Below are 13,340 nucleotides of genomic sequence, written 5' to 3'. Positions count from 1 at the left end.
ACCGCCCGTACCACCATCCCTGCCACCGCCCCGAAGGACACCCGCCGATGACCACCACCCTCGTCCCCGACGCCACCCGGCAGATCGTGCCGCCCGAGGACCGGTACGCCACCGAGCTGGCCTTCCTCGCCGCCTACGACGACGGGCCGCGCCCGCCCGCCTGGCGGCTCACCCCGCGTGCCGTGGTCACGTTCGTCATGGGCAGCGGCGGTGAGGCGCTGCGGTTGCGCGAGAACGCCGAGGTGCCCGACGGCGTCCCGCGCCGGCTGGTGGTGGAGGGCAAGTTCGTCGGCGACCGGGCGCTGGTCGAGCGGTGCGTCGTCACCCTCGCCGGTGAGCGCGGCCTGCTGCTCGTCGGCGAGCCCGGCACCGCCAAGTCCATGCTGTCCGAGCTGCTGTCCGCCGCCGTGTGCGGGACCAGCGGCCTGGTCGTGCAGGGGACGGCGGGTACCACGGAGGACCAGCTCAAGTACGGCTGGAACTACGCCCTGTTGCTCGCCAAGGGCCCCAGCCGGGAGGCGCTCGTGCCCTCTCCGGTGCTCACGGCGATGAGCCGCGGGGGCATCGCCCGGGTCGAGGAGGTCACCCGGTGCCTCCCCGAAGTACAGGACTCGCTGGTGTCGTTGCTCTCCGAGCGGCGGATCGCGGTCCCCGAACTGGCGGGCACCGAGGACGCCCTGGCGCACGCCGCGCTGGGCTTCAACCTCATCGCCACCGCCAACCTGCGGGACAGGGGCGTCTCGGAGATGTCCGCCGCGCTCAAGCGGCGCTTCAACTTCGAGGCCGTAGGCCCCATCCCGGACCTGGACGCCGAGACCGCGCTGGTGCGCGGCCAGGCGCGGGCCTCGGTGGAGCGGGCCGGGGCGCCCTTCCAGGTGGACGACGCCGTCCTGGAGGCCCTCGTCACCGCCTTCCGCGATCTGCGGGAGGGCCGGTCGGCGGAGGGCTGGGAGGTGGAGCGGCCCTCCACGGTGATGAGCACCGCGGAGGCCGTGTCCGTCGCGGGCGCGCTGGGGCTGGCCGCGGCCTACTTCCCCGGGGACCGCGATGTGCTCGGGCTGCTGCCCGGGCACCTCCTCGGCGTGGTCCGCAAGGACGACCCGGCCGACGCGGCCCGGCTGCGCGGCTACTGGGACGGTCCCGTGCGGCGCCGCGCCGAGCAGGGCTCCGCCACCTGGCGCACCCTGTGGGACCTGCGCACGGTCCTGGAGGGCTGACGGCCGTGCCCCTCTCCCCCGACGAAGCCCTCGCGGCCCTCACCGACCCGGCGGCGCCACTTCTCATCGGTGTACGGCACCACGCGCCCTCGCTGGCCGCGGCCGTACCCGCGCTGCTGGACGCGGCCGAGCCGGACGTGCTGCTCGTCGAACTCCCCGCCGAGCTGCAGGAGTGGCTGCCCTGGCTCGGCCACGAGGAGACCCGGGCCCCGGTCGCCCTCGCCGCCGCCCCCGGCGACGGAGGAGGCGGTGGGCCGGCCTTCTACCCGTTCGCCGACTTCTCCCCCGAACTCGCCGCGGTGCGCTGGGCCGCCCGGCATGACGTCCCGGTCGTCGCCTGCGACCTGCCGCTGGCGGACCGGGCGTGGGAGACGGACCGGCGTGACCGGGGCGATGCGTCCGGTCGGCCCGGCCTCGCCGTCGCCCTGCGGTCCCGACTCACCGGCCGCCCCGGTGACGACCTGTGGGACCGTCTCGTCGAGGCGACCGCACCGGGCTCGCCGCCCGAGGCGGTGCGGCGGGCCGCGCTGCTCGCGGGGTGGGCGCTGCGCCAGGACGCGCTGGCCTCCAGCGGGGTCCCCGAGGTGGACCTGCGGCGGGAGCGGTGGATGCGCGACCGTCTGGCCGACGCCACCGCCGACGGCCGGCGGGCGGCGGTGGTCGTCGGCGCCTTCCACGCACCGGCGCTGGTGTCCCCGCCCGTGGAAGCGGGGGCAGGCCCGGAGTTCCCGGCCCCCGCGGGGCCTGAGCAGGGGGCCTCGGCCGCCGCCGCGGGCGCTGACACGCCCCGCCCCGGCACCCGTCCCGTCTGGACGACCTCGTTCATCCCGTACACCTACGCCCTCCTGGACGAACGCTCCGGCTACCCCGCGGGGATCCGCGACCCGGAGTGGCAGCACCTGGTGCTGGAGGCCGCGGGCGATCCGGCCGCGCTGGAGGAGGCACTGACCCGGGCGGCCGTCCGGGTGTGCGCGCGGCTGCGGGCGCTCGGCCATCCGTCGGGGCCCGCCGACGCCCGCGAGATCAGCCGACTCGCCGGAGACCTCGCCCGGTTGCGCGGGCTGCCCACGGCGGGCCGGGGCGAGCTGGTCGAGGCGGTGCAGACGGTACTGGCGCAGGGCGAGCCGTACGGCCGGGGCCGGGCCGTCGCCCGGGCGATGGAGAGCGTGCTCGTCGGCACGCGCGCCGGACGTCCCGCGCCCGGCGCACCGCGCAGCGGCCTGGCCCCCGCGGTGGAGGCGGAGCTCGCCGAGCTGGGCCTGCCCGGGCCGGAGGCCGGCGCGTCCGGCGCCGCCCGGGACCTGCGCCTCGACCCGCTCCGCTCCGGCCTGGACCGCCGCCGCGAACTGCTGCTGCGCCGCCTGACGGTGTGCGGCGTGCCGTACGCGGAGGCGAAGGAGGTCGTCGGCGCGGGCAACGCCGAGGCCCTGACCTCGCGCTGGGAGGTGCGCTGGACGCCCGCCACGGCGGCCATGCTTGCCACGGCCGGGGTGCGCGGGGTCACCTCGGCCCAGGCCGCCGAAGGCGTGCTGCGCGAGCGGCGCCGCGTGGAGCGGGACGAGGGCGGCCCCACCGCCGCGCAGGCCCTGCGCGGTCTCGAAGAGGCGGCTGGGTGCGGGCTGCCCGCTCTCGCGGACGAACGGCTCGAGGACACCGCCGAAGTACTGCCGCACTCCGGCACGCTGCCCGAACTCCTCGCCGGCCTCGCCCTGTTGGACCGGCTGCGGTCCGGCCATGTGGCCGGACTCGGCGCCGAGGAGGACCGTACGGCCCGGACGGCGGCCGTGGCCGGGCTGCTCACCGCCGCCGCGGTGCGCCAGGTGGACGGGCTCACCGGCTCGGAGGATCCCGCCGACGCCCACGCCCTGCTGGGCCTGGCCCACCGCGCCGATCAGCTGGGCGGCATCCGGCTCGCCGACGCGCTCGCCCGTCTGGCCGCCGACGGCTCCCCGCTGATGCGCGGTGCCGCCGGGGCCGTACGCGTGCTCCTCGGGCACGAGGACGCGCGGGCGCTCGGCGGGCGCGTGGCGTCCTGGGTGGACAGCGCCTGCGATCCGGAGTCCCGGTCCGCGCTGACCGCCCGGCTCACCGGGCTGCTGACCGCCGCGGGCCAGCTCCTGGAGGCCGCGCCCCCTGCCCTGGAGCCGCTGCTCACCCGCGTGTCGGAGCTGTCCGACCGGGACTTCCTCGACCGGCTGCCCGCACTCAGGGGCGGGTTCGACACGCTCAGCCCGGCCGCCCGCGACCGGCTTCTGTCCGGCGTCGAGGAGCGCCTCGGCACCGGCCACCTGGCGGACCCGGCCGGTGTCGACCCCGCGGCCCTCGCCACCTGGACACGCGCGGACCTCGCGGCCCGGGAGGTCCTGCGGACGATGGGACTGCTGCCCCCGCCCGGGACCGAGGAGCGGGACGGGCCGGTCTCCGGCACAACCGCGACCGAGACGTCCGACACCACGGGTACAGACGGCACGACCGGCGTATTCGGGACATCCGGTGCATCCAGCGCATCCAGTGAGGAACACCGGCTCGCCCCGGCCGACCGCTGGCGCCTGCTGCTGGGCCGCCGCACGGACCGACTGCCCCGGTCGGCGGCGGCCTTGGCCACCGCGCTGGACGAGCTGTACGGCAGTGGACGCGGCGAGGGCAGCCGGGGCGACCTCACCGGCGCGGGCCTGGGCGGCGGGCGGGAGGCGCCGTACCCCGGTGTGCGGGAGTGGTCGCAGGAGCTGGCGGCCCTGTTCGGGCCCGGCATCCGCGAGGAGGTCCTGGCGGCGGCGGCCTCGGCGGGCCGCCGGGACGTGTTCACCGAGCTCGACCCGGACAGCGTGCGGCCCTCGGTCGACCTGCTGCGCAGTGTGCTGCGGCACGCGGGCGGCCTGCCCGAGGCCCGGCTGGCCGCGCTGCGCCCGCTCGTGCGGCGCCTGGTCGACGCCCTGACCCGGCAGCTGGCCACGCGGCTGCGCCCCGCCCTGCACGGCACGGCCCTGCCGCGCCCCAGCCGGCGCCCGGGCGGCGGTCTCGACCTGCCCCGCACACTGCGGGCCAACCTGGCGACCGCGCGGCGCGGCCCGGACGGCACGATCCAGGTGATCCCCGAGCGGCCGGTCTTCCGCACGCGTGCCAAACGGGCCGCCGACTGGCGGCTGATCCTGGTCACCGACGTGTCGGGGTCCATGGAGGCGTCCACGGTCTGGGCCGCCCTCACGGCCTCGGTGCTGGCCGGGGTTCCGACCCTCTCCACGCACTTCCTGGCCTTCTCCACCGAGGTCATCGATCTCACCGACCATGTCGGGGACCCGCTGTCGCTGCTGCTGGAGGTGAGCGTCGGCGGCGGCACGCACATCGCGGCCGGGCTGCGGCACGCCCGTGAGCTGGTGACCGTGCCGTCCCGCACCCTCGTCGTGGTCGTCAGCGACTTCGAGGAGGGCTACCCGCTCGGCGGACTGCTCGCCGAGGTCCGCGCCCTGGTCGGGGCCGGCTGCCACGTCCTGGGCTGCGCGAGCCTCGACGACACGGGCCGACCGCGGTACTCCACGGGTGTCGCGGGACAGCTCGTCGCCGCGGGGATGCCCGTCGCCGCCCTCAGCCCGCTCGAACTCGCCCGCTGGGTAGGGGAGAAGATCGCATGAGCCCGGACCTGCCTCCGGTCGCCCCGTCCGTGACCGCCGAACTCGTCGGTGCGCTCTCGCCCCGGCTGCGCAAGCGGCTCGACGCGGGCATCACCAAGCTGGCCGCCCGGCCCGTCGTCGTCGACGGCGACACCGTGCGCATCGCCGTCGACGACGACACCCACCTCGAACTGCACGCGCCCGGTGGCTCGGTGACCCGCGCGGACGCGATCCGGTGCGGCTGTCTGCTCGCCCCCGGCTGTCTGCACCGCGCCGCGGCGGCCTCGGCGGCGCCGATCGCCGAGGCCGCGGCCGACTCCGCCGGTGAAGCACCCTCCGCCACCGAGGAGCAACAGCCCACCGAGGGGCAACAGTCCGTCGCGGAGCCCGAGCAGCCCACCGACGCGCAACGCGCCGCCGCCCGGGCCGTGCACGAGGCGGCGGCGGCCGTGCTGGAGGCCGGCACGGACGGCGCCGGCGCGGTGCTCCAGGCGGAGCTGCTGCGGGCCGCGCACACCGCACGGCTGGCGGGCCTGCCCCGGGCCGCCGCCTCGGCGGTCTCCGTGGTCACGGCGGTGCGCGCAGCCCGCTCCGCCGATCCGGCGTACCGCCTCGACGACCTCGGCGCCGCGCTGCGCGAGGTCCTGGCCGTCGCCCACCGCCTGCCGTCCGCCACCGGCCCGGAGCTGGTCGCCCTGCGCGGCACCGTGCGGCAGCCGTACACGCCGGACGGCTCACTGCGCCTGTACGGCGTCTTCTCCGAACCGGTCCTGACGGCGACCGGCTACGCGGGCGCCGTCACCTGGACCGCCGATGCCGACGGCCGCCTCTACACGGTCTCGGACGTGGCCCCGGGCGGCTCCGGGCGGGCGGTGGGCGCGGCCGACCGTGCCGTACGCATCGGTGACACGGCACTGACGCACCGCGAGTTGTCGCGGGCCGGCCTCGCGGTGTCCGGCGCCACCGTCTCGCCGACGGGGCGGCTGGGGGCGGGCGCGGGGGTACGGGCGGTACGCGCCTCCGGCGCCGGCCTCGGCGGCGAGCCCCTCGACCGGCTGTGGGCCGTGCCCATCGGCGACCAGGTCCGCCGTGCCCTGGACGGCGATCACGACCTGCTCTTCCTGGACGTCACCCTCACCGGCACCGTCCGCGAGGCGGCGGGCGACTGTCTGCTGGCCGACTGCGACGGACTGACGCTCCGGCTGGCCGCCGCCCACGACCACCCCGCGCTCCCCCACCGCGACAACCTCCGCCTGCTGGCCGCCGCACGGGGCAGGAAGCTGCGGATCGTCGCCCGCCTCGCCCCGGCCCCGCGGCCCCGCGCCCTGCTGCTCGCCACCGAGCACCCCACCGATCCCGGGGCACGTGTGGACCTCGGCCTGGACCGTCTCCAGCGCGCCGACCTGCCCGCCGAGGCATCCGCGCCCGCCGTCCCCGCTGTTCACGCCGTTCCCGCCGTTCCCGTCCCGGACGAAGCCCCGCTGCATCTCCTGCGCCGCCGCGTCCACCAGGCCGCCTCCGGTGGCCGGCGCGTGCTGGCCTTCCCCGGGGACGGCGGCGTCGACGGTCGGCGCCTGCGGCAGCACGGCCTGGCGACGGCGGGCGACCTGCTCGGCGAGCTCCGGTCCGCCGCGGCCGACCGTTCCCGCGACCCCTTCGGCCGCCTTCTCCCGGCCGACACGGACCGTTTCGCCCGCGCCTGGCTCGCCGCCGCGCTCTACACCGAAGAGGTGGACCGGGCCCTGTGCGCCGCGGCGTGGGGCGCGTGAGGGCACCATGGGGACACACCACATGGTGCGGGCCGCCGCTCCCCCGTACCGGCGGCCCGCACCATGGTGGGAGACATCCGAACGGTGCCGGTGTCGCCCGGTTGAAGTGTGAACGGTGAGGTGCCGTGCGGGTATGGGTACAACTGCGTACACGGACAACCGGAGAGGAACAGTGGCACACGGCCTGGACGGAGCCTACGAGCGCATGCTCGCGGTCGCGGTCGCGGCGCTCCACGAGCGTGAACCCGAGCGCCTGTGGCCCCTGATGGCCGCCGCCCTGCCCGGGCTGTGCGGCGGAGAGGCGCTGATCTACAAGCTGGACGACTGGAGCGAGGGCAAGGGCACGGTCGGCATGTCACCGGGCGTCGCCGCGGAGTTCGACCGGTTCGGGGACGAGGCCCTGGGGCTGCTGCGCACCGGCTACCCGTTCGCGCACCACTACGCGGACGACGACGACCGGACGCCTGTCACGGCGCGCCGGGCCGCGGGCCGCGCGTGGCCGTCGAGCCCGACCGCCCGGCTGATCTCCGACACCATGGGCATGGACCACGTACTGGGACTCCCCCTGCCGCGGTCCGCCGCCCCGGTCACCGGATGTCTCGTCTACCGCTCCGGTACGGACTTCACCGACGACCACCTGCGGATCGCCCAGCATCTGCAACCGCTGCTGGCAGCCGTCGACCAGCAGCGGCAACTCCTGGAACGCTGGCGGGCGACGGCCGCCGTCCCGCCCGAGCCCGCGGCGACCGGTGACCTCACCCCCCGTGAGACGGCCGTGCTGCTCCTGCTCACCGACGCCCTCACCGCCGCCGCGATCGGCCGCCGCCTCGGCATCTCCTCCCGTACCGTGCACAAGCACATCGAGAACATCTACCGCAAACTCGGCACCCGCGACCGCATCAGCACCGTCCTGCGCGCGCAGCAACTGGGCCTGGTGGCCGCGCCCGGGACGACCAGGAGGTGACCGGGGGAGCCGCATGACGTGAGGCAGCGGTGGAACTCGCACGGTATGTCCGGCGGTCGGACACGGGACGGAGCGGCACATGTCGGGCGATCTCGTGGGGTTCTTCGGGGTGGTGGTGCTCGCCTACCTGGTGCCCGGCCCGGACTTCCTGGTGGTCGTGCGGGCCGCGGCGCGGCGGCGCGCCCTGGGCCGGGCGGCTGCCCTGGGGGCGCAGACGGGACTGTGCGTGCACATGTGCGCCGCGGCCCTCGGGCTGTCGGTCCTCGCCGCGCGGTCGGCCTACGCCTTCACCGTGATCAAGCTGGCGGGTGCCGCGTACCTGATGTACCTGGGTGTACGAGCTCTGCTGAACGCCCGCAAGGTCGGCGGCGGGTACGAGGAACGGCCGACGGAGGCCCGTCGCGACAGTCGCCGGGAGAGCTTCGTCCAGGGGCTGCTCACCAACGTCCTCAATCCCAAGGCGGCCCTGTTCTTCCTCAGCGTCCTGCCCCAGTTCGTCGACCGGAGCACCTCGTTGACCGGGCAGATCTTCCTGCTCGGCTTCCTCGACGTGGTGATCGGCATCGCCTACTGGCTGGCCCTGGTAGGAGTCGCCGCACGACTGCGGGCGGTGCTGGGCCGCCCGGCCTGGCGCCGCCGCTGGGAACGGGTCACCGGCTGCCTCTTCATCGCCCTCGGCATCGGAGTGGCGGCTACCGAGTGAGAGGCATCGGCGGGGATCAGGACGAGAAGCCGTAGGCCTGCTCGCCCTGGCGATAGCGCTCCACCAGGAGCGGGTCCATCACCGTGGAGTCGGGTCCGAAGAACTTGCCGAACTTCTCCCGGTACTTCTCGAACCAGTGGGGCCGGTCGGACAGGAAGAAGACGTCGTGCAGGGCGATGGCGCGGATCGCCAGGACCGGCACCGGCGCCCTGCTCACCGCGAACCGGGGGTTGCGCGCCGCCGTCACCTCGCAGTTCTCGTGGAACTGGCCGATCATGAGGCCCTGAGCCACGAAGTCGTCCTTCACACGCTCCTGGGCCTGGTCGAGCAGTCCGGTGTCCTCGCCGCGGAGATCGGGCAGGACGACGACCATGGCCTGCAGCATGGGATTCCTGCCCTGCCAGGTCGTCAGCTCGTATTCGCGCAGACTGCCGCGCGCGATCTCCTCGACCAGTTCGAGGCTCGGGGCATGACCGACCAGTCGTATCCGGATCTCCAGCGTCCTGTTCTTGCGGGCCGGTGACACGAACGGGCAGATCGGCCCCGTGCGGCCGATCTCCGGGTGGTTCGCCGAGATGTACTCGGTCAGCCACGAGTCCACCGAATCGAGCGCGGACGCGAAGTCGACGAGGGTCGCGGTGGGAGTCATGACGTGCCCGTCAGGTCGGAGACGCGGTCCACGGCGATGCGTGCAAGCCGATGGACCTCGGCCTCGTCCGGGATGCGGGTGTTGATGAAGTTGAGGATGTCGCCCTTCGTGACGATCACCCAGGTGGTCTCGATACGGAAATGGTCGACGGTGGACAGCCAGCGCACCACGAATCCGCTGTCGCCCAGGGCGACCGGCCCCACGTTCAGCCTGGTGATGTCGAGCTGCACACCGTCGTTGAGCTCCATCCGGTAGTGCGCGCAGTCGCGCACCGCGTCGAAGAGCTGCCGGTACACCTCGCGGCCGGCTCCGTTCCCGAACTGCGCCACATGGTGGAACACCACCGACCCCACGATGTTCGTGAACAGCGCGGAGGCGTGGTGCGTCGTCTCGGGGTGCGTGCCGTGCGTGAGCATGTTCGTCAGGTCGACGAGCACCCGCCCCGACTCGTGGCCGGACACGAAGACGGGATCGTAGGCGGCACTCGGCTCCTCGCCGAAGAACGACTCCTCGAGATCCTCCTCGCTCAGCAGCAGCTGCTGAAATGCGACGTCGTCCATCGCGGTCTCCTATCGGCGAACGAGGCTCAGCGGGCGCATGTCTGTCCAGTGCTCCTCGACGTAGGCGAGGCAGGTCTGGCGGTCGGTCTCGGCGAGGGCGACGGTCCAGCCCGCGGGCACCTCGGCGAACGCGGGCCACAGCGAGTGCTGGCCCTCGTCGTTGACCAGCACGAGGAAGGTGCCGTCCGGGTTCTCGAAGGGGTTGCTCATCAATGCTCCCTGGGCAGAGGGGTCGAGAGGGGAAAGGGGGTGGTCACGTCTCTTCCAGGACCCTGGTCACGTACTTGTGAATGCCGTTGATCGAGGTGAAGAGCGCCATGTCCTCGAACTGCGGGTCGATGACCACGCCGTGCCTCTCCTCCAGCCCGTGCTGGAGGACGACCAGGGTGAGCGAGTCGACCACCAACTCCGCGTCGTCCGACAGCTCTTCGGGCGGTCCGAGCCCCGCGTTCTCGGAGAGGATCGCTCTGATGTGGTCTTTCGAGATCACGGTTCCCCCTGTGTCTGTGGCGGTGGTTGTAGCTGTGTATGTGGCTGTGGCTGTGGCTATGCCCGTGCCGACGGGTGCGGCGTGATGCGCTCGTGCATCAGCGCACGGTCGCGGACCAGCTTTCCCATCGAGTTCCGTGGCAGCTGCCGTGTGACGAGGAAGCGCTTGGGGACCTTGACCGGGCTGAGCCGCTCCCGGCACCAGGCCGTGAGGTCCTGCGCGGTGAGTGCCTGGTCGGTGCCCACGAAGGCCTCGATGACCTCCCCATGGGTCACCACGGCCTCGGCCACCCGGGGATGGCCCAGCAGGACGGTCTCCACTTCCGTGAGATCGACCTTCAGCCCGCCGACGACGACCAGTGAGTCCGCCCGGCCGAGCATGCTCAGCACCCCCGTCACCGGGTCCTGGTGCACCCGGTCGAAGGTGCGCAGCCAGCCGTCGGTGAACCGGTCGGCGTGCTCGCCGTACAGATAGGGCGATCGGTCCATCCGGACGAAGAGCTCCTCGCCGACCACCTTGACCTCGGCGCCCGGCACCGGGGGCCCCACCTGTGGGGGCTCGCAGGTGCCGGTGAGGTCACCCGCGATCAGCCCGATCTCGGTGAGGCCGTAGACCTGACTGATCGGCAGGCCGAAGTGCGCGCCGAACCGCTCGAAAACCTCCTGCGGCACCCCTTCGCCCCCGGACACCGCCAGGCGCAGCGCGGGCAGTTCGGGCCGGCCGCCGATCCGGGTCAGCAGTTCGTAGTGGACGGGTGTCCCGTACACGGCGGACGCCTCCGTGCGTGCCATCGTCCGCAGCACCTCGGCCGGGCGCAGCGTCGGCGGGACGATCAGCGTCGCCCCGGCCGCGAGTGCGTGCAGCACGCCGCTGACCAGGCCCATGTTGTGCATGACCGAGTTCAGCAGCATCAGCCGGTCGCCCCTGCCGGGGACTCCGGGGAGTGCGGTGTGCCGGTCGAGTTCGGCCAGCACGGAGTCGGCCGGCCTGCCTATCACCTTGGGGCGGCCCGTCGAGCCCGAACTGAACTGCACGAGACGGATGCCCTCGAGGGCCGGCCGGCCACTGGGCAGCCGCTGGACCGAGAAGCCGGACTCCTGCCGGAATCCGGCCACCGGTCCGTCCGCCCCGGCCGCGGTGACGAGGTACTGGGGGCGCACCAGCTCGGCCAGCGGCTCGTACTCGGCCGGTTTCAGCCGGAAGTCGACCAGCGCCACCTGCGCGCCGCAGCTCCACAGGGCGAACAACACCTGGAGATAAGTGAAACTCGGCTTCATACGCAGAAGAACCGAGCTCCCTTCCCCCACACCCTGCTCCCGAAAACGCCTCCCGAGATCAGCAACCGCTGTACGTAACTGCCCCCGGGTGACCGGCGCGCTGGAAATGGCCCACATCTCGTCGTCCGCGCCACGGTTCAGAAGATGACTTCCCCACCATGTATTCGCCATACACGCTTCCTTTTGCGAAAACAGGTTCGCGAAACGTTCGATGCCGAAACTAACACTGCCGCGAAACGGCGGGCAAGCGCTCCGACGATCAATGCAGCACGCTGCGACACGAGGGCACCGTCCCTGCCGTGCACCTTCGTGGCCGGGGCGGACGCCTCCGTGCCGTGGCTGCGGAGCGGGACCGTTGTCCCGCCGGCGGGACAACGGGCGGACATGCGCCTGGCATAGCCGTTTGATCTCCCTTGACCCTTCAAGAGCTCCCGGGTTAGGTTGCCCTGACTGTGATTCCGGGCCGTTGTGCCCGATTTCGGTGCGCATGACGGCCCGTCGCGCCGTTTGTGCGAACGCCACCGTCCCTCTGTCGCCCGGTGGAATTTCCAACGCTTTTTCCGGGCCATTGCGAGTTTTTCATTCCTGTCTCTCCGGCCGTCCGCGCGGGGGAATTTTCGGAGGTGGAGACTTGTCCGTCAGTGCTGGCGCCACGCTGCCCGTCACGGCTGCCCAACGCGAGATATGGATTGCCGAGCAGCGCCTGGAGGGAACGAACCACGTCTTCCGGGTCGGTGAGTACCTGGAGATCCACGGACGGGTGGACCCGGTGCTGTTCGAGCAGGCCCTGCTGCTGGTCGTCGCCGAGGCCGACGCGCTGCACGTCCGCTTCGTCGAGGAACGCGGCGAGGTCCGGCAGGTGGTCCACGAACTCGGCGACTGGTCGCCCGCACTCGTCGATCTCAGCGCGGAGCCGGACCCCGAAAGGGCTGCCCTCGACTGGCTGGACGCCGCGGTGGCCCGGCCGATGAACCTCGCCGAGGACCGACTGTTCGAGTACGCCCTGCTGCGGCTGGATGCCGAGCGCTTCTACTGGTACCAGGGCTACCACCACGCCGTGATGGACGCCTTCGGGTCACTGCTGATCACCCGTCGGGTGGCGGACGTGTACACCGCCCTCGCCCAGGGGCGCCCGGCGGGACCCAGCCCGTTCGGATCCCTGGACGATCTGCTGGCCGCCGACCGGAAGTACCGGGATTCGGAACGGTTCTCCACCGACCGGGCCTACTGGACCGAACGCTTCGCCGACCGCCCCGAGCCGACCGGGATCGTCGGACGCCCGTCGATCACCCCGGAGCGCTACCTCCGCCAGACCGCTTCCCTGGACCCTGCCGAACTGACGGAACTGCGCGACGCGGCGCGGCGGGCGCGGACCCCCTGGTCGTACCTGGTCATCGCCACCACGGCCGTCTATCTGCACCGGATGACCGGTACGCCGGACGTGGTGCTGGGCCTGCCGGTGACGGCGCGCCTGGACCAGTTGCAGCGCCGGACGCCCGGCACGGCCTCCAACGTCCTCCCGCTCAGGCTCGCGCTCCGGCCGGACCTGACGCTCGGCGAGCTCCTCGGCCAGATCGGGGAGCGGGTGCTGGAGCTCGGCAGCCACCAGTGCTACCGGGCCGAGGACCTGCAGCGGGACCTCGACCTGCCGGGCAGCGTGGGCACTTGGTACGCACCGGTCGTCAACGTCATGTCCTTCGACTACGCGGTGACGTTCGCCGGTCTGCCGACCACCGCGCACAACCTCTCCTCGGGCCTGGTGGGCGACCTCACGCTCGCCGTGTGGGACCGACGTGACGGCACCGGGCTGACGGTCGACCTCAACGCCCATCCCGAGATCTGCCCGGAACAGGAGCTGGCCGCTCATCATCGGCGTCTGCTCACCGTGCTGCGGGCCGTCGCGGCGTCGGAGCCCTCCCGGCCGATCGGCCGGATCGACCTGCTCACCGACGAGGAGCGCGCGACGCTACTGGCCGTGCCCGAGGCCGTCCCTGCGGCGACGGAGGCCACCCTGCCGGGGTTGTTCGAGGCGCGGGCCGACGAGACGCCCGACACGGTCGCCGTGGTCAGCGGCGACACCACCCTCACATACCGGGAACTCAA

At 73.4% G+C, this 13,340-nt stretch carries 11 protein-coding genes; 6 read left to right on the top strand and 5 right to left on the bottom strand.

All coding sequences use genetic code 11. The features are described 5' to 3' along the window. The first annotated feature begins 47 nt into the window (after nucleotides 1-47). The 5 genes from ACZ7L0_RS21125 to ACZ7L0_RS21105 all read left to right on the top strand — a co-directional run bounded on the left by ACZ7L0_RS21125 (nucleotide 48) and on the right by ACZ7L0_RS21105 (nucleotide 8,261). Nucleotides 48-1,217 (top strand): ATP-binding protein, encoded by a 1,170-nt coding sequence (locus ACZ7L0_RS21125; protein ID WP_471244020.1) that lies wholly within the window; start codon nucleotides 48-50, stop codon nucleotides 1,215-1,217. 5 nt (nucleotides 1,218-1,222) lie between these two features. Then, nucleotides 1,223-4,846: a vWA domain-containing protein gene (locus ACZ7L0_RS21120; RefSeq protein ID WP_471244019.1), complete on the top strand. Its 3,624-nt coding sequence runs from the start codon at nucleotides 1,223-1,225 to the stop codon at nucleotides 4,844-4,846. Further along, entirely contained in the window at nucleotides 4,843-6,594 is a 1,752-nt protein-coding gene (locus ACZ7L0_RS21115) for a hypothetical protein (protein WP_471244018.1), read from the top strand. Before ACZ7L0_RS21120 ends, ACZ7L0_RS21115 begins: the two co-directional genes overlap by 4 nt. A gap of 205 nt (nucleotides 6,595-6,799) precedes the next feature. Then, a complete protein-coding gene (locus tag ACZ7L0_RS21110) occupies nucleotides 6,800-7,558 on the top strand; it encodes a helix-turn-helix transcriptional regulator (RefSeq protein ID WP_471244315.1) in 759 nt (252 codons plus the stop codon). A 79-nt stretch (nucleotides 7,559-7,637) separates the two neighbouring features. Next, nucleotides 7,638-8,261: a LysE family translocator gene (locus tag ACZ7L0_RS21105; protein ID WP_471244017.1), complete on the top strand. Its 624-nt coding sequence runs from the start codon at nucleotides 7,638-7,640 to the stop codon at nucleotides 8,259-8,261. 16 nt (nucleotides 8,262-8,277) lie between these two features. On the opposite strand, the gene ACZ7L0_RS21100 is transcribed toward ACZ7L0_RS21105, so the two are convergent. From ACZ7L0_RS21100 to ACZ7L0_RS21080, 5 genes are read right to left on the bottom strand one after another with little or no spacing between them, the layout of a single operon-like run. After that, the gene (locus ACZ7L0_RS21100) at nucleotides 8,278-8,910 is read right to left on the bottom strand and encodes a DUF6875 domain-containing protein (protein WP_471244016.1); all 633 of its coding nucleotides are present in this window, start codon (nucleotides 8,908-8,910) and stop codon (nucleotides 8,278-8,280) included. Further along, the gene (locus ACZ7L0_RS21095; protein WP_471244015.1) at nucleotides 8,907-9,470 is read right to left on the bottom strand and encodes a hypothetical protein; all 564 of its coding nucleotides are present in this window, start codon (nucleotides 9,468-9,470) and stop codon (nucleotides 8,907-8,909) included. Before ACZ7L0_RS21095 ends, ACZ7L0_RS21100 begins: the two co-directional genes overlap by 4 nt. A gap of 9 nt (nucleotides 9,471-9,479) precedes the next feature. Further along, on the bottom strand, nucleotides 9,480-9,680 hold the full coding sequence (locus tag ACZ7L0_RS21090; protein ID WP_099505831.1) for an MbtH family protein: 201 nt from the start codon (nucleotides 9,678-9,680) through the stop codon (nucleotides 9,480-9,482). 43 nt (nucleotides 9,681-9,723) lie between these two features. Next, nucleotides 9,724-9,960: an acyl carrier protein gene (locus ACZ7L0_RS21085; RefSeq protein WP_471244014.1), complete on the bottom strand. Its 237-nt coding sequence runs from the start codon at nucleotides 9,958-9,960 to the stop codon at nucleotides 9,724-9,726. Between the two features lie 56 nt (nucleotides 9,961-10,016). Further along, entirely contained in the window at nucleotides 10,017-11,354 is a 1,338-nt protein-coding gene (locus ACZ7L0_RS21080; protein ID WP_471244314.1) for a class I adenylate-forming enzyme family protein, read from the bottom strand. A 514-nt stretch (nucleotides 11,355-11,868) separates the two neighbouring features. Between ACZ7L0_RS21080 and ACZ7L0_RS21075 the strand changes: the two genes are divergently transcribed. Next, a partial coding sequence (locus tag ACZ7L0_RS21075; protein WP_471244013.1) for a condensation domain-containing protein occupies nucleotides 11,869-13,340 on the top strand: 1,472 nt, incomplete at its 3' end.

It is taken from the genome of Streptomyces sp. NPDC039424 (assembly GCF_055639495.1).
This window is presented reverse-complemented; position numbering and strand designations above follow the sequence as displayed.